This is a genomic window from Microcoleus sp. F10-B2 (genome assembly GCF_036704965.1).
In the GTDB taxonomy this organism is placed as follows: Bacteria; Cyanobacteriota; Cyanobacteriia; order Cyanobacteriales; family Microcoleaceae; genus Microcoleus.
The window spans coordinates 14,349-34,676 of the sequence record NZ_JAUBTB010000067.1 but is presented as its reverse complement, the minus strand read 5'-3'; the positions used below and the strand labels follow the sequence as shown (position 1 = coordinate 34,676).

The following is a 20,328-nucleotide window of genomic DNA, read 5'->3' as shown; positions in this document are numbered from 1 at the left end:
AGGAATAGGTGGCGGATTTCAACACCCTGTTCCCGATCGAGGTAAAAAATACCCATAACTAACCCAAAGTATACATCCAGCCATCCCTCGCGCAAATTCTCACAATTCCGTCCCAAACTACAGGCGTCGCCTCAAATGACAAACCCGGCTTAAATCTCCCCGATTCTATTACTTTCAAACGGTAAAACTCCCCTTTAGCATTTCTCAAAGCATTCCGATCCCCAGACTTCGCTCGTTCCCAATTCAAATTGAACAAATAAACACCGTTGTATCCCGCACTTATCAGTTTATTGCCATCGGTAAAAATTGGAGTAGAAATTGAAGAACCAATGGCTTTTTTAAATACTATTACCGGAGTATCGCAAGACAGGTTTCGCCAAGGTACAAAAGTTTTTTTGCCTGTAATCATATCTTGGGAACCGATATACAAATTGCCGTCGATCGCATTTGTGGCAAACAGCGCCGGAAACTCCCCTGAATTGTACTCATCATTCAACGCCACCGAGCCAATTATCCCGCCTTCCCAGCTAGAAAGCCGGCGATTTCCCGTCGGCAAAAACCATTCGACGCTGGCATTCGGTTCCTTGTTGGGATTCAGCTTCAGCACGCCGCCGTTGCCCTGAATGTATTGTTTTTCAATGGCACAAAACAGTTTTCCCGATTTAGAAATTACTGCACTGCCATCCAAATCAGAACCAGTATAAAAATCCCATACTATCTTTTTACTTGCAATGCTAATACCGTATATATGACCGGAACCAGCAGCTATAAATATTCTATCTTTGAGCCGTGATGGCGATGACTCCGCTACCAAGTTGCCGCGGTGCTTGCTGATATCTGCTGCTGCATAAAGCTGTACTTCCGACAAGATATTTGGCTGTTTGATGCCTTGTTTAATTTTTGCACTGCTTGTGGAACTATCGAGAAAATAGCCGATCGCATTTTCCCCCGCATTGAACAAAACTCCACCGCCGATGTCCAAAGCGCTGCTGTCATTATCGCGGCTGTAGCTGGGCGTTCTCCTGATGTCCAATTTCCAAAGTTCCTTGCCAGTTCTAAAAGATATTGCCCTAAAACTCGGCACGACACTTTTGCCACCGCCACCGCTGCGGCTGCCCTGCAAAATCACAATTTTGTTTTCGGCGCTAGCTTTTTCATCTATATAAATTGTTGATGAGCCTTTGATTATATCATCAAATTTATAGCGCCAAACTTCTTTATTAGTAGCAATATCTATTTTTCGCAAATTGTGGTCGTAAGCACCTATAATTAAATAAGTTTTTCCCCCGTCTCTGGTAATTGTCGGCTGTCCAGTCCAACCGGCACCGCTCCAAACTACAGACCGCCTTCCCAGAAAAGTCCGTCCGCTTCCTAGCTCAAATTTGTCGATTAACTTCAAACTTTTCGGAACACCTCTGCCGTAGAACCGGCGCTTGTCGTTACCTAAAAAGGTCGGGACTAATAATTCTATTTCTGGGTCTGCTTTTGCCAGAGAATTGTTAAGATTAGTTTCTAATAAAGCTTGCTCCGGGGAGGCTGTTTGGTACAGTTTGAGAACAGCAGGAGGAACAGCAGCACTCAGCAAAAATAGTCCTAGCTGTTGATTGAAGGTTCTCCGAGATGATATGCTCATATTATATCGATATAATCAGCCATAATATTAAAACATAATTATCAGCAACAACTCAATTAAAACATCTCGCGCTAAACTGCTAGAGAACTGACAAGCTTACCCAGCACGAGTAAAAGTGGATTTGATTATGGTCAACCGTCTTGCTCAATCCCAAAGCCTTTACCTGCGGAAACACGCCGAAAATCCGATCGACTGGTGGCCCTGGTGCGACGAAGCTTTGGAAGCGGCCCGAAGCGAAAATAAACCGATTTTCCTGTCAATTGGCTACTCTAGCTGCCACTGGTGTACGGTGATGGAAGGAGAAGCATTTTCCGATCGCGCGATCGCCCAATACATGAATTCGCACTTTATACCGATAAAAGTCGATCGTGAAGAACGGCCGGATATCGATAGCATTTATATGCAAACCTTGCAAATGATGACCGGTCAAGGCGGTTGGCCGCTCAATGTTTTTCTCACTCCAGACGATCGAGTTCCCTTCTACGGAGGCACTTATTTCCCTGTAGAACCGCGCTACGGACGGCCCGGATTTTTAGAAGTTTTGCAAGCAATTCGCCGCTTTTACGACACAGAAAAAGGCAAAGTAGAAGCTTTCAAAGCAGAGATTTTAAGCAACCTCCAACAGTCGGCAGCGCTGTCGGGGATAACCGCAGAATTAAATCGCGAAGTCTTCCAAAAAGGCTTAGAAATCACCACCGGAATTATTGCGGGCAGCAACCCCGGCCCCAGCTTTCCCATGATACCTTATGCTGAGCTAGCACTGCGGGGAACGCGATTTAATTTTGAATCAAAACACGACAGCAAACAAGTCTGCACTCAGCGCGGATTAGACTTAGCATTGGGCGGCATTTACGACCACGTAGGAGGCGGATTTCACCGCTATACGGTTGATGCGACTTGGACTGTGCCACACTTTGAAAAAATGCTCTACGACAACGGTCAAATTGTTGAGTATTTAGCAAATTTGTGGAGCGCGGGAATACAAGAACCCGCTTTTGAAACTGCGATCGCGGGAACAGTAGAATGGTTGAAGCGAGAAATGACCGCGCCAACAGGCTATTTTTATGCCGCACAGGATGCTGACAGCTTTACCCCCCCAACCCCCCCTTACCAAGGGGGGGCAGAAAATTCAACCCCCCCTTACCAAGGGGGGGCAACGGGGGGGTCAGAACCGGAAGAAGGAGCATTTTATGTCTGGACTTATGCCGAACTGGAACAGCTATTAACTGCTGAGGAATTAACGGAAATTAAAGCACAGTTTACTGTTAGTCGCAGCGGCAATTTTGAAGGTCAAAATGTATTGCAGCGCCGCCATCCGGGAAAACTGAGCGACACGGTAGAAACGGCTTTGGCTAAACTCTTTGCTGTTCGCTACGGTGGCAATCCCGATACTGTAAAAACCTTTCCCCCAGCCCGCAACAATCAAGAAGCTAAAAACGAAAGTTGGCCGGGTAGAATTCCCGCAGTTACTGACACGAAAATGATTGCTGCTTGGAATAGCTTAATGATTTCGGGCTTAGCCCGCGCTGCAGCGGTTTTTGGAAATTGGGAATATCTGGAATTAGCTGTGAAAGCGGCTAAGTTTATTTTAGACAATCAGTGGACGGATGGGCGGTTTCAGCGGTTGAATTATGACGGACAATCTGCTGTAACCGCGCAGTCGGAAGATTATGCTTTGTTTGTGAAAGCTTTGTTGGATTTGCACCAAGCGAGTTTGACTTTAGGCAACGGGGAAGAGGGAAAACAGTTGCCGAATTCTCAGTTTTGGTTGGAGAAATCTGTGCAGGTGCAAGAAGAGTTTGATGAGTTTTTGTGGAGCGTGGAATTGGGAGGATATTACAATACTGCTAAGGATGCTAGCGGAGATTTGTTGGTACGGGAACGCAGCTATATAGACAATGCAACTCCGGCGGCGAATGGAATTGCGATCGCCTCTTTGGTTCGTCTCGCACTGTTGGGGCAAAATTTGGAATATCTCGATCGCGCGGAGCAAGGTTTGCAAGCTTTCAGCAGTATTGTACAAGATGCTCCGCAAGCTTGTCCGAGTCTACTTTCGGCGATCGACTGGTATCAGCATTCTACCTTGATTCGCACGTCACCCGATCGAATTTCTGGCTTGATTTCCCAGTATTATCCCACTGCTGTCTGTCAGATTGAGGCTGATTTGCCTGAAGGTGTTGTCGGGTTAGTTTGCGAGTGTTTGACTTGCAAAGAACCGGCGAAAAGTCAAGAGCGGCTGTTGGAGGAAATTTTGCAAAGTCAAACGCGAGTCTAGCACCAATACGGTCTATATTGTTGAACCGCGAAGACACCAAAGACGCGAAGGAAGAAGGAGGAAGCAGAAGGAAGAAGTAGGTTATCTTTTACCCGGAAGGAATCGCATCTTCATTCTGCCCCTTAATCTTCCAAAATCTCAACCAAATCTTCCATCGTCACGTCGAAGGCGCGGGCTATTTTGTAGACAGCAGAGAGATCGACTGTGTTCAAAGCATCCCGCCTCCCGTAGCTTTTTACCGTGTTGTAGTTTACTCCCGATCGATCGGCAACTTCTTTGAACGTCCAACCTCTTTGCTCAGCTAGTTCTCGAATCCGCAGTCTAACGTAGCCCATTAGTGCGATCGCCCCTACTATTCCAAAAACTCGACCAAATCTTCAATCATTACGTCAAAAGCAAGGGCGATCTTTTGAACGGCGCTAAGGTCAACCGTACTCATGCCATCATCCCGTCTAGCATAGCCCTTGACCGTGTTGTAATTAACCCCTGAGCGATCGGCCACGTCTTGCAGCGTCGAGCCCTTTTCTTCTGCCAACTCTCTAATTTTTAGCCTAACTCGCCCCATTAGTACGTCCTCAATCTTCCAAAATCTCGACCAAATCTTCCATTGTTACATCGAAGGCGCGGGCTATTTTGTAGACAGCAGAGAGATCGACTGTGTTTAAGGTATCGCGCTGAACGTAGCTTCTGACAGTGTTGTAATTCACTCCTGAGTGATCCGCAACTTGCTTTAGGCTCCAACCCCTCTTCTCAGCTAGTTCTCGAATCCGCAGTCTCACGTATCCCATGTTTTAACTTGACATTGATGCGTATGCAACAGATAATATCTATGTACACTGAAAACGATCGCCCTCCTAGCCTCGAAAACTTAAGGGCGATCGCCTTTTCTACCACACCCCACGAACGTGGGGAAGGATTACCCTATGATACCAACATCAAAGCCCAAATTAAACACTCATCCCTGGTGTATCGTGCGGCAATTGCCAAATATGCAGCGATTGGTTGTGGCTAGGTTCCACCGCCGGGGCGATGCTGAGGGATATATGCAAATTTTACGGCGGTTGTTGCCGGCGGCCAAACACGCGATCGTATTTGATACGACAGGGGTCGAGAAATTGCCAGAAGTGCGATCGGCTAATTGCGAACGAATGTTGTAATTGATGGGAGCGAGATCCTTTTTTCTTTTAACTGGAAAACCGATAAATAGAAAAGGGATCTCGTCCCTTCCTGACAAAAAGAAAGTAAGTCGCTCTAATTAAACGTCAACGTTCTTCTGTTAGATACCCGACTTCTTTAAGAAGTGGGGTATCTGAGTATTCTATTTTTTTTAGTGGGCTTAATTAGCTTTAAATGCTTAAGAATCTCCATGCAGCTAACAACAAGCCATTAGCAACTAACAACATAAGCTTTTTTTATCTTGACGGCGCACAATTTATTAACTATAATTACCAGGTCAAAAATAACAAAAATCTTACGCCTCACAGTTTTTCCCAAATAACAGCTAAACTATTCTAACGTTTGCGCGTCCCCAACGTCGCAGGCTCAACCTATAGCTGTTAAGGATTCGTCCTGATTCACAGGAGCAAGATTTTAAAATATGCATCTGAGCGAACTGACTCACCCAAACCAATTACACGGCCTCTCGATTCATCAACTCGAACAAATTGCCCGACAAATTCGAGAAAAGCATTTAGAAACTGTAGCTGCCACTGGCGGCCACCTCGGTCCCGGACTGGGTGTAGTGGAACTGACTTTAGCACTCTACCAAACACTCGACCTCGATCGCGACAAAGTTACCTGGGATGTCGGCCACCAAGCTTATCCTCACAAATTGATAACCGGCCGCTACAACGAATTCCACACCCTGCGCCAAAAAGACGGCGTTGCAGGCTATCTCAAGCGCTGCGAGAGCAAATTTGACCATTTTGGTGCTGGCCACGCTTCTACGAGCATTTCCGCAGCCCTAGGAATGGCGATGGCGCGCGACCTCAAAGGCGAAAACTTTAAAACAGTAGCAGTCATCGGCGACGGTGCATTGACTGGCGGCATGGCACTCGAAGCAATCAACCACGCGGGCCATATGCCGAAAACCAATCTGATGGTAGTGCTCAACGACAACGAGATGTCAATCTCGCCCAATGTCGGCGCGATTACCCGCTATTTGAACAAGATGCGACTCTCGCAGCCGGTGCAATTTCTCAAAGATAACTTAGAGGAACAATTCAAACACATTCCCTTTGTCGGCGAAACTTTTACCCCAGAAATGGAACGCCTCAAAGAAAGCATGAAACGCTTGGCAGTTTCCAAAGTTGGAGCCGTAATTGAAGAATTGGGCTTTACCTACATGGGCCCGGTAGACGGACACAATTTGGCAGAATTAATTGCCACTTTCAAACAAGGTCATACCATCCAAGGCCCGGTGCTAGTTCACGTTGTGACTGTGAAGGGCAAAGGATACGCGATCGCCGAAAAAGACCAAGTAGGATATCACGCCCAAAATCCCTTTAACTTAGCCACCGGCAAAGGCATTCCCTCCACCAAACCCAAGCCTCCAGCTTACTCGAAAGTCTTTACCCACGCCCTGGTCAAGCTAGCAGAAAACAATCCCAAAATTGTCGGTATTACCGCTGCAATGGCAACCGGAACAGGCCTTGACAAACTTCAGGAAAAACTGCCGAAACAATACATCGATGTCGGCATTGCCGAACAGCACGCCGTAACTTTATCGGCTGGTTTAGCCTGCGAAGGAATGCGCCCGGTTGTAGCAATTTACTCGACATTTTTGCAGCGGGGATACGACCAAATAGTTCACGATGTCTGCATCCAAAATTTGCCCGTTTTCTTCTGTTTGGATCGCGCCGGCATTGTCGGTGCTGACGGCCCCACCCACCAAGGAATGTACGATATTTCCTACTTGCGCTGTCTGCCAAATATGACAATTATGGCACCCAAAGACGAGGCAGAATTGCAGCGGATGGTAGTCACCGGAATCAATCACACCAGCGGCCCGATCGCCATGCGTTACCCGCGCGGCAACGGTTACGGCGTGCCTCTGATGGAGGAAGGTTGGGAAGAATTGCCGATCGGCAAAGGCGAAATCCTCCGCAACGGCGACGACTTGCTAATACTAGGTTACGGTTCAATGGTTTATCCGGCAATGCAAACCGCGGAGATGTTGAGCGAACACGGCATAGAAGCAACGGTCATCAATGCGCGTTTTGTCAAGCCCTTAGATACCGAATTAATCTTGCCTTTGGCACAGCGAATCGGGCGAGTTGTAACAATGGAAGAAGGCTGTTTGATGGGCGGTTTCGGTTCAGCAGTAGCCGAAGCTTTGCTAGACAATAATGTTGTCGTGCCCGTGATGCGGCTTGGGGTGCCAGATACATTGGTAGATCATGCAACGCCTGAGCAATCCTTTGCCAGTTTAGGATTAAATCCGTCGCAAATGGCCGATCGCATTTTGGCAACCTTCAGCCGCAAACAGTCACCCGTTAGCGTGAAATAGCTAGAATTGTAGGGTGCGCCTAGCGCACCTTACTCTTCGATATTCGATCTATGACAGTGAAAGAGCAGCATGATTGAAGGAAGATTTGAGGACAACGGAGAAAAAACAATGACTAACGTGAAACCAAATCGTACCGTGCGGCGGGGAAGACTGTTCCCAGAGATTCAGTGGTCAGAAGAAAAAAAAGCCCAGTGGCGAGCCGAAAGAGCGGCATTTCGCAAGCGTTGCAAAGTAATTTTCGATCGCCTTAAACCAGAATTAATTGACACTCACTACAACTGGTACATGGCGGTTGAACCTGATAGCGGGGAATATTTTATCGACAAGGACGATATGGCGGCTACCAAAATGTGTCGCCAGAAACACCCAAATGCTATCCCCTACCTTTTCCGCATCAACAATACAGGGGCGTGCGGCTCAATATGATTGAAGGAAGATTTGGTGATGAGGACGAGCTATTTTTTGAAGTTGAATTGATTGCTAGTAACGGCTTATAATTACCTGTTGATGCTCTGCTAGATACAGGTTTTTCTGGCTGGTTAGCAATCGACGAGCAAGATTTCGAGGGACTTGATTGGATTTATATTAGGCGACAAGAAATGCGGACAGCAAAGGGAGAATTTGATTTCGATCTTTATGCAGGAAAAGTACGCATAGATGAGCAAGAGTTTGAGATTCCCGTTCATGTGGGTGACGGAGTACCGGAAATTTTAATCGGCCGCCAGTGGCTGAAAACTCGGCGGTTAGTAGTTGATATGTCTGCGGGTATTTTGACATTGGAAGCGTGTTAAAAGTAAAATGAATTTAAAAAGTTTTGACATAGTAATAGTAGGAGCAGGCCCAGCAGGCGGTCACTGCGCGAGAATCCTAGCCAAATCCGGTCACAAAGTCTTGCTTGCAGAGCAAAACGACAACTTTAATAAAAATGACTTTTCTAGCGCCGCCACGCCTCTAGAAACCCTCTCTAAATTCGATTTACCCGAATCCGTTATCGGCAGTTTTTGGCACAAACTAACTATTGAAACTAGCAAAGTCAGTCAAACTTGGGAGTCTCCCGAAAGCTTAGGTGTTGTTCTCAATTTTGCTAAATTTAGAGCATTTTTGGCCAGCGAAGTTGAGCGATTTGGCGGTGAAGTTTGGCTTGGTTATCGCTACACCGGACATTTACAAGCCAAGGGCGAAACAACAGTAGAGTTTAAACAGTTATCCGACGGTCAAACTATCAATGTTAGTACGAAAGTATTGGTTGATGCTACTGGCTTTGCTAGGGCGATTATGTACGAAAGAGAGAAGGATAAGCCCGATTTTTTGTCGGGAACCGGAATCGAATATTTAATTGAAGTAGAGCCGGAAGTTTACAATAAATACAAGGGTGATTTAATCTTCTTTTTGGGCGATAAATGGATGCCAAAGGGTTATTCCTGGATATTCCCAATGGAACAAAACAGGCTGAAAGTTGGTGCGGGCCGCATTTTTTTAGATCCGAAAACGTTGAGGCATTTGTCACCGCTGAAAAAATATATTGATTTACTGATTGATGAATATCTGAAGTCTAAAAATTATAAAGTTATTGACAAACACGGTTCGACGCTGAAGTACAGTCCTGGTTTGAAGGATATTTATTGTAAAAATAATATAATTGCGATCGGCGATACTGTCTCGACAGTAAATTTTTTGGGTGGCGAAGGGATTAGACACGGGATGGATGGTGCGGAAATTGCGGGGAAATATATTCAAAGGTATTTGGAGGGAAAAATCTCAGATTTTCGGGATTATGAGACGGAAATGCACCGCAAGTTTGATAAAAAATGGAATATTTCGGAAAGGTTGGCTGTGAGAAAATATATCGATGATGTTAATGATGAACTGACCGATAAAATGATTTCTTATTTAAAGTATATGAAAACTGAAGATGTTATGGATATTTTATTTTATTATAAGTTTGAGAAAATTTCCAGAGGGTTAGGCGGTTATTTGCAGCGAAAAATCCAGGGATTGATTAAGCAATTTCACTTGTAAGGTGCGTCAGTTGAGAAGTTGTTAGTTGAGGGAAAAATATCGCTGGCTGACTCACCCTACAAACCTAATTGCCATAAAAAATTTTCTGCTGTAACTTTAATGCGCGGCAGCGACAATAGAGAATCGTCAAAACTGCTAAATTTTGATCTATAGGATACACCAAAAGTATACCCACTCGCTCCAATTAAATGGGCTACAATTGGATCGACATCCCCGTAAGGATAAGCAAAACATTTAACAGATTTCTCTAATCCCCCTTCCAAGATAGCACGGGATTTTGCCCCCTCCCGCACAATTTCTGTCGGCGACAATGCAGTTAGAGGTTGATAAGTAGCAGACATAGAACCGAATTCAATCCCTGCATCCCGCAGTTGGTGAATTTCCGGCCATCCCATTAACTGCACTTCTTCAAATTCGGCTTTTTCCCAACTATTTGTCTTTCCTATCGACTCCGCTACCAGAAAAACAGTCGCTGTAAAATCAAAGCGTTTTAGCAGAGGCCAAGCATATTGGAAAAAGTCGAGATAGCCACCGTCAAAAGTCATCAATACAGCTTTACCGGGTAAAGGAGTTTTATCCAGTTTCGCACTTCGCCAATCTTCCCAACTCGCACTATAATAAGCACGGTCTTTCAAATACTGCAACTGTTGTTCCAAAACCTGCGGAGTAACTGCGTCTAAACCCTCAGGAGAAATGCGACGGTAGGCGAGAATGGGCAGCGTTTGTGTAACGCTATGATTGTTAGAAACTTGAGGTTTCACCGAGTGAAAAACTTCCCCATACGGCGATTTTCGCCCAATAATTTCCGGTGCGTAAAATACTTGCTTTGGAAGCTCGTTTTCTGAGGCAATTTGCATTGTTGTTTCCCCCGCAATTGCCGCCGCTGACGCGATTTCCCGCAGCGCCGCCGCCGGGAATGCTGCCCGGCGGCTGACACTCGTCCCGATCGCACCCGATCGCCTGCCGAACATCACCGCATTTGGCGGGTAAATGCCCCCAGCACCCGCTGCATTTAAACTGTCGGGCAAATTTGACCTTTGTTGAGCACAAGAGGCTAGGCGCGATCGTAGCGATTGCTTGCCGTTGAGCGGTTTTCCCAACAAAGCTTCTCGCACGGCGGCGACGCACAACTCAAAACCGCTATTTCGAGTAATTGTCGATCGCAATTTTTGAGCAGAAACAAAATTATTTTCCACCGCAACCGTGACAATACCGACAGCAACGCCACCTACTTTCACCAGCACGTCAATTTCATCAAGCTCAACTTTTATATTAGCAAATTCCTCGCTAACTTCCAGAGCAATTAAATCTTTTTCGAGCGTAATTGTTGGGACTTCTTCGGCTATTTCTGGCTTGTAGAAATCCTCTAAATGCCAATGCGGACGCCCCCATAATTCTTGCAAAAATAGCATCCAGTCATTTTTCTTGTGGAATGGTTCCAGCAAAGTTTCCCACAATCTATTACCTTTTTCGCAGCGATTGCGTTGAAAAAAGCGATCGAGAATTTGCCAAGCAAACTGGGCTGCGATCGCATCCGCCAACACCGCACCGGCAACGGTGCCATCGCAGACTGGCAATTCAAGAATACCGAGTTTAATTCCTTCGAGTTCGATCGTACAGCACAGGCGATCGTATATTTGCGGAAGATTGCAAATATCCGAAATTGGTTCGCTCACTTCTACCGTAACTTTCCAGGCAATTTCACCGTTGACTCGCTTAATCTTATCTAAAATATCTTTAATTTCATTTCTCGTGAAAATTTTATGATATTTGTGAACATTACTACTTTTTACCTCTCTCTCAATCCCTTGGTGCCAAGGTAAATTCAAACTGAGACTAGCTGCTGTTTCTTTATAAGATTCCAGCATTTTGCCATCATATTCAACGCCCATAAAATGACAAAGGTTTTCTAACTTTTTGACCTTATTATCGAGAATTTCCTCATAATTGACTAATATATGATTGGATTTATTAGCATATTTGTGACTAATTAACATCGCCTGTTTCCAGCGATCGATACAGTGGTTTAAATCCCAACCAGGCCCCCACAAATCATGAGAACTCCTAGTAGCCTCATGCAGAGAAGCTATTGTATCCATGCCGTTTCGCAAAATATGTATGAATTTCGCATCCGGTAAAAATCGCTCTATGTCATCAATAAAATATATGTGTTCCGGCGTTTTTTCCAACCAAATGCTTTTGTTTTGTTCCGCCGCCAAACCATCCAAAACTCCGACAAACCAACTAACTTTAGTTCCTACAGTTTGACTATCATCAAAACCTTGCAAAAGTTCAGGGCGATGAATCTCATCCTTAAAAAAAGCTTCCAGCCTACCTGGGAACTTTCCCGCAAACTTCTTGTACAGTAAATAGTGAAAAAACTTAGATTCAGGAAAAGAAATAACTTCAGGATGAGCAGCCAATAAACTTTGAAGCATGGTTGTGCCGCTTCTCGGAGATCCTACTAAAAATATCCGTTTCATTTTTATAGCTGATAAATGGTTTGTGAATTAGATTTTTTTTGATTAAAAGCAGAGAGCGCTAACTGCACAGATGAAGAGAAGAAACAGCTCTGATTCATGTATTACAGCGTATTCCAGGTTTATGAAGTAGGGACACGGCACTGCCGTGTCCCTACGGCGGGATATCGATAGGCGGGTGTCCTTCATAAACGTGGAATCTGCTGTATTTGTTATAAATCATTTGTAAACCTTTCTCTTTTGTATTCCTATCTGGGCTCAAAACTTTTTTCCTAACTCCAATTAAAGTTTTCTTTCAACAAATCCGAAAGCTTCTGATTGTAAGGTTTGAAATAATCAGTCAATTCTCGTTCGATTTCCGGTGGCATTTGGCTGTATTCATCGACATAATTAATTTCATATTCTTTACTTGAACTCGCACTAACATCCAAAAACTTTAATACTTCCGAAAATACTTTGCCTGTATCTGCGTGAAAATCTTCGCTTTTGATAATTAGCAACTGTTCTCTCGGAAAATAATCGAGCCAATTTTTGATTTGTTCTACATAAATTCCCCGCGCTAAATAGGAATAATGCTGGTGATTAAAACTGTAATAATTTTCATTGGCTTTAATTTTTTCAATCTCACCTTTGAGTCTATCAGGTTCAGAAGCGATCGCCTTTTCAAAATCCAACTTTTCACAGCCATTCGCCACTTCTAAATGATAGTGCATCCACGCTCGTTTTACCGGGTTTCGCAGCATCACAATCAGCTTAACATCGGGGAAACACTTGTAAACTCGCTCCGCCACCAAAGGATGATAAATATAGTAAGGAGTCATCTCCCACAGCAATACCTTTTCACCAGTTACACTGCGAGTCAACTGTTTGTTATACCAATTAACACCGCGCTCAAAATTTAAATCAAAAAAGTGAATGTCCCGGGAACCTTCTTTGATAATTTGCAAGTGATTTTCGAGATGGCTGTATAAATATTCCGTGCCGCAGTTTTGAGCGCCAATTATTAAAAAGTCAGGTTTTTGCTTGTTTTCCAACTGAGTCAAAATCTTGGCGTAGCCTGGATGATTCTTATCCAAATCGTAAGTTGCAGCGGCTGGTTCGGCTAAATCCAAAAGCGGCATTTTGCCCTCAAATTCCCAGCGGTACGGCGGACAAAGAATCGTTTTTTGGTTTACAGTCGATCGCACGTACAGCGGATAAACCTGCCAATGATAATCGTAGGCGTAAGCCAAAGTTTCCTCGTAAACCCCAGCATTCACGTAATACTGACCGTTTCCTAAATCCAGCCTGTCTATTTGCAGCCGGATTTTGCCTTTACCTTTCACAAGCGGCAGCAGTCTGCCCATTTGATTAGTATTAGTCTCAAAACAACTTTGACCATCATCCCTGCTGATTGTCACGGCAAAAATAGCAGCCGAAATGTCCTGCGACACCGAATAATAGATTTCAATGCTAATAGCATCACCGCTATCTATTTCTGAATCTGGCAACACTTGAACATCGGTAATTTCTACTTCCAAAGAACCGAAGCGATTCTGATTACCTCGCAGTGGCGAGCCGCTACTTGTAGCTTCAGCAGCACGCAGGGGAGTGCGATTTTCTGTGGACGATCGCATTTCTGACAAATACTGACCGACTACCACTTCCGGTTCCCCATAAGCCACGATTTCACCTGATTTCAGCCACAAAGCCCGATCGCACATTTTCTGAATTTGCGACGCAGTGTGAGAAATCAAAACAATCGCACATCCTTGATTCTTAAACTCAGTTATCTTGTTCAAACATTTAGTTTGAAAAGCCACATCACCAACCGACAAATGTTCATCAACTAACAGCACTTCTGGATCGGTATGCACCGCCACCGAAAAAGCCAGCCGCATTTTCATCCCCGTACTGTAAGTCCGCATCGGGCTGTCAATAAACTGTTTTAACTCTGCAAATTCCACAATATCGTCAAACCGGCGCGCCACTTCCCGGCGAGTCAAACCGGCCACCACTGCACCCACAAACACGTTTTCTCTACCCGTTAGATCCGTGTGAAAACCCGCACCCAAATCTAACAAACCGCCAATTCTGCCGTTAACTTTAATAGTTCCTTCCTCAGCGTGACCGATCCCGCCGACAAGTTGCAGCAGCGTTGATTTTCCCGCGCCATTCTTGCCAAGAATTCCCAGCATTTCCCCAGGAGAAACAGTAAAATTTATATTCCGCAGCGCCCAAAAACTCGCCTCCGGCTTCAGCTTCCACCAACCGGACAAAGCGGCCTCCATAATCGTATAAGGTCTTGCGGTCGAGTAGCGGTTAAAACGCTTACCCAAACCCTTGACAATAATTGCTTCACGCATTTACAATTCCTCCACAAAGTGATCGCTTTGCCGTCTAAAAATTCCCAGTCCGATGGGCAAAATAGCCGCCACAGCCAAGCTCAAAATTAACAAAGCCGGCCAATCCGGCTGCATACCTTTGAGAAGTATGGCGCGGTAAGCTTCAATCAGCGACACCATGGGATTTAAGTAATAAAAAATCTTAAATTTTTCCGGTACGCTGTTGATGTCGTAGAAAATCGGAGTTAGGTAAAACATCATCTGCAAAACTACTCCCAAAGTGTGCTGAGTGTCGCGAAAAGTGACATTCAAAGCGGCAAGGGGATAAGCAAAACTAACTGTCAAAAAAAACTGAATAATCATCAGCAGCGGCAACAAAAGTAGCACTGAATTGAGATGGACGCCATCTATTGCCAGAAAGATAATTAACACCGGCAAAGCTAACACAAAGTGAATTAGGCCAGTCATCGTCGTGACTACCGGCAAAATTGCCGTGGGGAAATTTGGCTGCCTGATTAGTGCCTTATTAGTGGTAATTAATCCCGTTGATTTAAATAATGCCGTTTGAGACCAACTCCAGATTAACAAACCGCTGAAAGCAAAGGAAGAAAATTTGGGAATATTCAGCGGTACGACAGAGCGAAACAAAAAGGAAAATACAGCCAACTGTAACAGCGGACTGATTAAAGTCCAAGCAATCCCCAAGGTCGATCGCTTGTAAAGTAATTTCATATCGCGATCGACCAACACCCGCAGCAAATCGAACCAATGAGCCATTTTGCGCCGATAAAGCAGCGTTCCCGCATTTCTCACCGCACACCTCCGGCAACTAAGTAGAACGGCGTAAATATTTGTAGTTGGAATGAGGCAGGAGGCAGAAGGCAGAAGGCAGGAGGGAAGAGGGTTTCAGCCTCATTTATTTTTCTTAACACAGTTGTGTTTTTTCCCACAGACTTACTTATCTGAAGTTCTCGCCCAGATGCCTCCCAGGGCTGAATCTTAACCAAATTCTGAGTCTGCACCAGGGTCAGCTTGTCAGCAATTGGTTCTAAAAAATCAGCTTCAATCAATTTTATTGCCATAATTACCCTTGTAATTTATTTTAGTTCAATTTCTATTTATTTATACTTACTTCAAGGCTTCATTACACCTCTATTTTTTGTTGCTTATCCAGCCTAATTATGTCATTTCTAGGAATGATTTTTCAGTTGTTTTTTTTCCAATACTGTAAATAACTGTAGATGTTGAAGTAGGGTGTTGTCAACTAAGCTAGGCTCAGCATGAGCAGCACTTTTGGGCATACCTTTAACCGCGATCGCCCGAGCCAGGGGTTCGGCAAAGTCAAGCGCCAGAATCGATCGCAAGTGAGCGCCCCGCAGAGGCTCTACACCGAATTTGGGAGTGACGTGACCGACTGACAGTTCACCGTAACGGAGGTAAATGCCATCGGGTTTTTTCTCGTCAATGATTCGTTCTGCTGCTTCCCAACCTTCCTGCAAATCGATTTCAATTTCATGTCTGCCCAAATCGCCGCTAGCCGTTCCTTCTTGCATAAAACTAGAAAGAGCCGATCGGGTTTTTAACTGATCCATCACTCCCCGCAAGTACGAGTAAGCCAGTAGTTTAGTCCGCAGCCACCGCCAACTACCCCGCATCCCCATGTATTGAAGCCAGTCAAGGGATTTTCTCAGTCCGACAGCCAGCACATCTAAGGCTGCCGGCCAGAAAAATACGATCGCGACCAAAATTTTATTGACCAGCGAATCAGGAGTTTCGTAGTCTTTTATGTGCAGCGTCGGTCTCATTTCCGGATGCCGCTGACCGATCAAAACATCCGAACGCCCTTCCGCGCGAGCTCTGCCAAAAGAGCGATCGAGGTTGTTAGTTTCGTGTTCGTAGTGATACCCGACTGCATCCGGTGCCACCGCAAAAGGTACATTTGCTTTGAGCAAGCGCAAGGCGAACTCGTAATCTTCATAGGCAGTACCCGGGCCGAAGGCAGAATCGAAGCCTCCGGTACCAGCAAACAGTTTTCTATCAATAGAAAGGTTGCCACAGAGCAAATCTTGATAAGTGTACCGGTGAGTCGGCTTGCTCATCTGGTAAAACTTTTCCTCCCACCAAGTCCGCACTTCTACGTCAAAAAAATTAGTCCTGGATTGCAACTTTGGCGGATAAGGACCGATCGCGGCGCAGCCCGGACGTTCTCGATGAACGCGCCCGTGGTTTTCGACTAAACACGGCATTGCTTCAATGTCATCGTCCAGAAACAACAGCAGTTGTCCAGTAGCCTCGGCTGCTCCAATATTGCGAGACATACCCACACTCCGGCAGTTTGCCTCAATTGTGTGCATTTTAAAAGGAGCTTTGTAGTCTTTTAACATTGTTAAAGTATCGTCAATGCAGCTATCTACGACTACCCTGACTTCGATGAGGTTCATCGGATAAGTCTGTGATTGCAGAGCATCTAAAGCCCGCCGCAGCGAAGAACTTCGGTTGTGAGTTATAAGAATGATGCTAAATGTTAGATTTTCCATATTTACATTGGGAATTGGGCAGAGCGAAGCGGAGGGATCGGGAAGGGAAAAGAGGGCCTTCTTAACAAATAACAACTAACAAATAACCAATCACAACTAACTAATAATTTCTTCCTTAATTTTTTGCAACCACTTGCGAGACACAAAATAAGCCTTCGGGCCGCTAATGCAGCCCCGTAATTGAGCCAAAAGCAAATCACTAGGAACAGAATCCGGTTGCTTTCGCAAAGAAGCAATTAGTTCAGGAATTTGTTTGTACCACAGCCATGACAAGGCTAACATAAGCACGCTGAATTCTCTGTTGACCACAAATAGTTGCGTCCAGAAAGCATAGACTCCCATTGCGTAGCCTTGGAGCGTGTTTCGCAGTTCTTCCCATGTGCGCCGGTGGCGGTGCCAACTCAAGGCCCTCGGTTCGTAAACCATGCGGTAGCCGGCGCACAAAATGCGGGCAAACAGTTCGCAGTCTTCCCCGTTGGCAGTGGGCGTTCCCGGCCCCAAAGCCTCGTCAAAGAAGCCGATAAAGTCGATCGAACTTTTCCGCAAAGCCATACTCGCAGAAACTCCCACCAGATGCACTATCAGAGGATTGCAGTGCGCCCCGTCAAAAACTCGGCGCTCGAAGCCCCGCCCGTGGGGGGTGTAGCGCTCGAACCATTCTTGCGCTTCGGTTTCCAGTTCCAAGGGCATCACCAGCCCCGTGACGCACATAACTCGCGGATCGCTAAAATTCCACAAGAGCGATCGCAGCCAGTTCGGATCGGGGGCGGCATCGTCATCTGTAAAGGCTACGAATTCATGTTTAGCTTCGCGTAAAGCTCGGTTGCGGGCTGCGCTGGAGCCCGGTAGGTCTTCGCGCACATAGCGCACTTTTGGGTAATTTTTGACCAGTTCCTTGGTAGCGTCCGTGCTGGGACAATTGTCAATTACTAAGTATTCCTGACCGTCGTCGGGGAGCCGCATAAACGCTTCTAGACATCGCCGCAAATCTTCCGGGCGATCGCGCGTGCAAACCGCTACTGTGGCGATCGGCATTGGCTGCACGGGCCCGCGTTCGTCCCATGCGAGGGCATCGTAGAGCAAATTTTTCCAAAGGTTCTCGCCCGCTGCATTTATCAGTGTTTCCCGCAATTGATCTCCCTCAATGCGACCTCCGACTACCGAAAGTAGAGCTTGACCGATCGGTTTTCCGTCCAGTCGAATTAAAACTAAGGCTTTGCTGTAACGCTCCTCAACCGTAATTTCTGGCGGGAGTTTCGAGATTTCCAGGTCGAGAATAGCTGTTGCCATGAGTTATGCCATTTTAGATTTTAGATTTTAGATTTTAGATTTTAGATTTTAGATTGCAAAAAACTCATATATCCTCCGTATTTTACCGGATGTATTTTAGCCGAAATTGTTTTAGGGATAGCAACTTATTAATGTCATACTTGCCGATCGCCGATCGCGAATCAAACATAAAACCTCTTTTTTTTATGGCTGTTATTTATTCTTACTTTCTATGACCCGCTGATGTCAAGTTTTTTTCCTACAGAATATTTGTCGCCGACAGCGATTGCTCGTCGGGTGCATCTCTCTTTTCCATTTGTAGTGCGAGCGTCCCCGCTCGCGAGGTGTATAATCATCGCGAGCGGGGACGCTCGCACTGTAAAAAAAATCCTTTTTGCGAAAATGAGATGCTCTTTTGCTCGTCGGGCATTATCTCAATTGCGAGTGTCATTTGCGACCAGGGCTAGCAAATTTTGCGATTAATGCCAAATCAAAAAAACCCGATTTTTTATTAAGAAAACCGGGTTTTTGCGATCGCTCCTCATTTCAGCTTTAATTGCGATCGGGTACTATTCAAGGGCAACATACCAAACAATTAAACACTCTCGCAATTCAAACTTTCGCGAGTAGTAGTTCTAGTATAAGAATTCCAACTATCCAACTCCTCCGAACTCCGGTGAGAAAGCATCGCCCTCGCCGCCTCGCCAAGTCCCCGAACCCCTGTAAAATCCGCACCTTCAATGCTAGTAACGTGATCGAAACTAGCACCAGTCAAATCAGCCGCTCGAAAATCAACTCCCTGCAATTCCGCACCATTTAACCGCGCATCCCGCAAGCAAGCACCTGTCAGAAAAGCCATCCGCAAATTAGCACCGCTCAAACCCGCACCTTGCAGATTAGCACCAGTCAAATCAGCCCCGCTCAAGTAAGCGCCCAGCAAATTAGCACCGCTCAAATCCACAAACCGCAAATTAGCCGTATTCAAAAAAGCCCCGCTCAACAGAGCTCCCGGCCCCACAGCCCCGCAACTTTTGTATCTAAAACCCGAGGGCCAAACTGTCAGCGAGTCGTAGAGAGCAACTTGCAATTTCGAGCCGTTCAAATCAGCCTCACTCAAATTAGCATTCCGCAAATCAGCCCTGCACAAACAACTGTTTTGCAAAGCAGCAGACTTCAAAATCGCACCTTGCAAATTAGCGCCCCGCAAATCAGCCTCAACCAGATTAGCACCGCTCAAATTAGCACCGCTGAGGTTAGCGCCAATTAAACTAGCACCGCTGAGGTTTGCACCGCTGAGGTTTGCACCGCTCAAATCGCTATCGTACAATTCAATCCCGCTCAAATCAGCGTCCGGGAACTCAGCCCCTGCCAAACTTTGCCCCGACTTGAAAGCCCGTAAAATCTCCGAATCGGAATTTGTGCGATCGATCTTTAAATTAACCATTTCATTAAAAAAAATACCTCAATTCAAATTATCATACCTTGACCAGAACTACTCTGGGCATCCCTTACTAAACTTTACAATCAAAATTTATAAAATTTAGTAAAATCGAGAAAACCTAATTGGTAAAAAATCAGCAAAGGTCACAAACGCTATGAAAATTAAACCGCCAATGACAATGATGGACTTCTTTCGCAAAAGCGAAGGAACCTGGTTTTCGCAGCGTTCAGTCCATCACTTCGATGCCGCCGCAGACGAGTCAGGAGAATCAAATCTCATCATTCAAGTCATGGAAAAAGACCACCCCAAAATCCAAGAACTGTGCGACAAACAAGGAGTTAATCCAGCACTAGCCGTCGGCGGAGCTACATTCATGTGGCAGACAACTCTCGACGCCAAAGACAAAGAACCAAACCCAAATTACGCAGCAATTCTAGTAGATATTCCCGAGCCGAACAATCCGCAATCTGGAAAATTCCTCCGCAACCAAGGCTATGTAGAAGGAATACCAGTTATCGGGAGATACAATTTTGCTGCCGATGGAGTATTGACAATCGACACTGAATATGAAAAGAATCAAGGTCAGGAACGCTGCTGGTTTATCACCGACGATTTCCGCGTGCGCGTCAGCACAGTGCGGATGATGAACGGAGTAAACTTAATGACTTACAGTTCCGAACGCCGCTGCGTCGCCCCCGAAGTTTTGCAGCAAATAATTCAACAACAAGTCATCAGTCATTAGAAAGAAGGAATACAAAATCCGCGTTAAATACCCCCTGTATTTCTTAGTCCGCTTCTGCTCGGACGAGAGCTTGTGCAGTAGCAATTTCAAGCTCCGAATC

The 20,328-nt window shown here is 45.5% G+C and carries 19 protein-coding genes; 8 read left to right on the top strand and 11 right to left on the bottom strand.

The annotated features are described in order from the left end of the window. Positions 1–58: 58 nt before the first annotated feature. Positions 59–1,633: an outer membrane protein assembly factor BamB family protein gene (locus QUA99_RS23150; protein WP_333241321.1), complete on the bottom strand. Its 1,575-nt coding sequence runs from the start codon at positions 1,631–1,633 to the stop codon at positions 59–61. 127 nt (positions 1,634–1,760) lie between these two features. Between QUA99_RS23150 and QUA99_RS23145 the strand changes: the two genes are divergently transcribed. Continuing rightward, complete coding sequence (locus QUA99_RS23145; protein ID WP_333241320.1) at positions 1,761–3,908, top strand: thioredoxin domain-containing protein; 2,148 nt, start codon at positions 1,761–1,763, stop codon at positions 3,906–3,908. A 122-nt stretch (positions 3,909–4,030) separates the two neighbouring features. Here the strand turns inward: QUA99_RS23145 and QUA99_RS23140 are convergent, their stop codons facing one another. Genes QUA99_RS23140 through QUA99_RS23130 form a run of 3 tightly spaced genes read right to left on the bottom strand, consistent with a single transcriptional unit; the run spans position 4,031 to position 4,696 of the window. Then, complete coding sequence (locus tag QUA99_RS23140; RefSeq protein WP_332942973.1) at positions 4,031–4,243, bottom strand: helix-turn-helix domain-containing protein; 213 nt, start codon at positions 4,241–4,243, stop codon at positions 4,031–4,033. Between the two features lie 17 nt (positions 4,244–4,260). Beyond that, positions 4,261–4,473, bottom strand: coding sequence for a helix-turn-helix transcriptional regulator (locus tag QUA99_RS23135; RefSeq protein WP_333241319.1), 213 nt, complete (start codon positions 4,471–4,473; stop codon positions 4,261–4,263). Between the two features lie 10 nt (positions 4,474–4,483). Further along, positions 4,484–4,696 (bottom strand): helix-turn-helix transcriptional regulator, encoded by a 213-nt coding sequence (locus tag QUA99_RS23130; RefSeq protein ID WP_333241318.1) that lies wholly within the window; start codon positions 4,694–4,696, stop codon positions 4,484–4,486. Positions 4,697–4,737: 41 nt separating this feature from the next. Here QUA99_RS23130 and QUA99_RS23125 point away from each other — a divergent pair, with 41 nt between their 5' ends. The 6 genes from QUA99_RS23125 (at position 4,738) to QUA99_RS23100 (ending at position 9,435) form a co-directional block, all read left to right on the top strand. After that, a complete protein-coding gene (locus QUA99_RS23125) occupies positions 4,738–4,920 on the top strand; it encodes a hypothetical protein (RefSeq protein ID WP_333241316.1) in 183 nt (60 codons plus the stop codon). Then, positions 4,898–5,065, top strand: a complete 168-nt coding sequence (locus QUA99_RS23120) for a hypothetical protein (RefSeq protein ID WP_333241315.1) — start codon at positions 4,898–4,900, stop codon at positions 5,063–5,065. Before QUA99_RS23125 ends, QUA99_RS23120 begins: the two co-directional genes overlap by 23 nt. A gap of 440 nt (positions 5,066–5,505) precedes the next feature. Then, positions 5,506–7,416, top strand: a complete 1,911-nt coding sequence (dxs, locus tag QUA99_RS23115; protein WP_333241313.1) for a 1-deoxy-D-xylulose-5-phosphate synthase — start codon at positions 5,506–5,508, stop codon at positions 7,414–7,416. A 69-nt stretch (positions 7,417–7,485) separates the two neighbouring features. Then, positions 7,486–7,842, top strand: a complete 357-nt coding sequence (locus QUA99_RS23110; protein ID WP_333241311.1) for a hypothetical protein — start codon at positions 7,486–7,488, stop codon at positions 7,840–7,842. A gap of 173 nt (positions 7,843–8,015) precedes the next feature. Further along, positions 8,016–8,207 (top strand): hypothetical protein, encoded by a 192-nt coding sequence (locus tag QUA99_RS23105; RefSeq protein WP_333241309.1) that lies wholly within the window; start codon positions 8,016–8,018, stop codon positions 8,205–8,207. 7 nt (positions 8,208–8,214) lie between these two features. Further along, complete coding sequence (locus QUA99_RS23100; RefSeq protein WP_333241307.1) at positions 8,215–9,435, top strand: NAD(P)/FAD-dependent oxidoreductase; 1,221 nt, start codon at positions 8,215–8,217, stop codon at positions 9,433–9,435. Between the two features lie 56 nt (positions 9,436–9,491). Here QUA99_RS23100 and QUA99_RS23095 read toward each other — a convergent pair whose 3' ends face one another. The 7 genes from QUA99_RS23095 to QUA99_RS23065 all read right to left on the bottom strand — a co-directional run bounded on the left by QUA99_RS23095 (position 9,492) and on the right by QUA99_RS23065 (position 19,489). Continuing rightward, a complete protein-coding gene (locus QUA99_RS23095; RefSeq protein ID WP_333241305.1) occupies positions 9,492–11,918 on the bottom strand; it encodes a sulfotransferase in 2,427 nt (808 codons plus the stop codon). 269 nt (positions 11,919–12,187) lie between these two features. Continuing rightward, positions 12,188–14,260 carry a Wzt carbohydrate-binding domain-containing protein gene (locus QUA99_RS23090; protein ID WP_333241303.1) on the bottom strand — a complete coding sequence of 691 codons (2,073 nt, stop codon included), beginning with the start codon at positions 14,258–14,260 and terminating at the stop codon, positions 12,188–12,190. After that, positions 14,261–15,052: an ABC transporter permease gene (locus QUA99_RS23085; RefSeq protein ID WP_333241301.1), complete on the bottom strand. Its 792-nt coding sequence runs from the start codon at positions 15,050–15,052 to the stop codon at positions 14,261–14,263. Further along, positions 15,049–15,321, bottom strand: coding sequence for a hypothetical protein (locus QUA99_RS23080; RefSeq protein WP_333241299.1), 273 nt, complete (start codon positions 15,319–15,321; stop codon positions 15,049–15,051). Before QUA99_RS23080 ends, QUA99_RS23085 begins: the two co-directional genes overlap by 4 nt. A 108-nt stretch (positions 15,322–15,429) precedes the next feature. Further along, positions 15,430–16,776 carry a glycosyltransferase gene (locus QUA99_RS23075; protein WP_333241297.1) on the bottom strand — a complete coding sequence of 449 codons (1,347 nt, stop codon included), beginning with the start codon at positions 16,774–16,776 and terminating at the stop codon, positions 15,430–15,432. 96 nt (positions 16,777–16,872) lie between these two features. Then, complete coding sequence (locus QUA99_RS23070) at positions 16,873–18,066, bottom strand: glycosyltransferase (protein WP_333241295.1); 1,194 nt, start codon at positions 18,064–18,066, stop codon at positions 16,873–16,875. Between the two features lie 574 nt (positions 18,067–18,640). Continuing rightward, positions 18,641–19,489 carry a pentapeptide repeat-containing protein gene (locus QUA99_RS23065; RefSeq protein ID WP_333241294.1) on the bottom strand — a complete coding sequence of 283 codons (849 nt, stop codon included), beginning with the start codon at positions 19,487–19,489 and terminating at the stop codon, positions 18,641–18,643. Positions 19,490–19,640: 151 nt separating this feature from the next. Between QUA99_RS23065 and QUA99_RS23060 the strand changes: the two genes are divergently transcribed. Further along, on the top strand, positions 19,641–20,228 hold the full coding sequence (locus tag QUA99_RS23060) for a phycobiliprotein lyase (RefSeq protein WP_333241293.1): 588 nt from the start codon (positions 19,641–19,643) through the stop codon (positions 20,226–20,228). Positions 20,229–20,328: the final 100 nt, after the last annotated feature.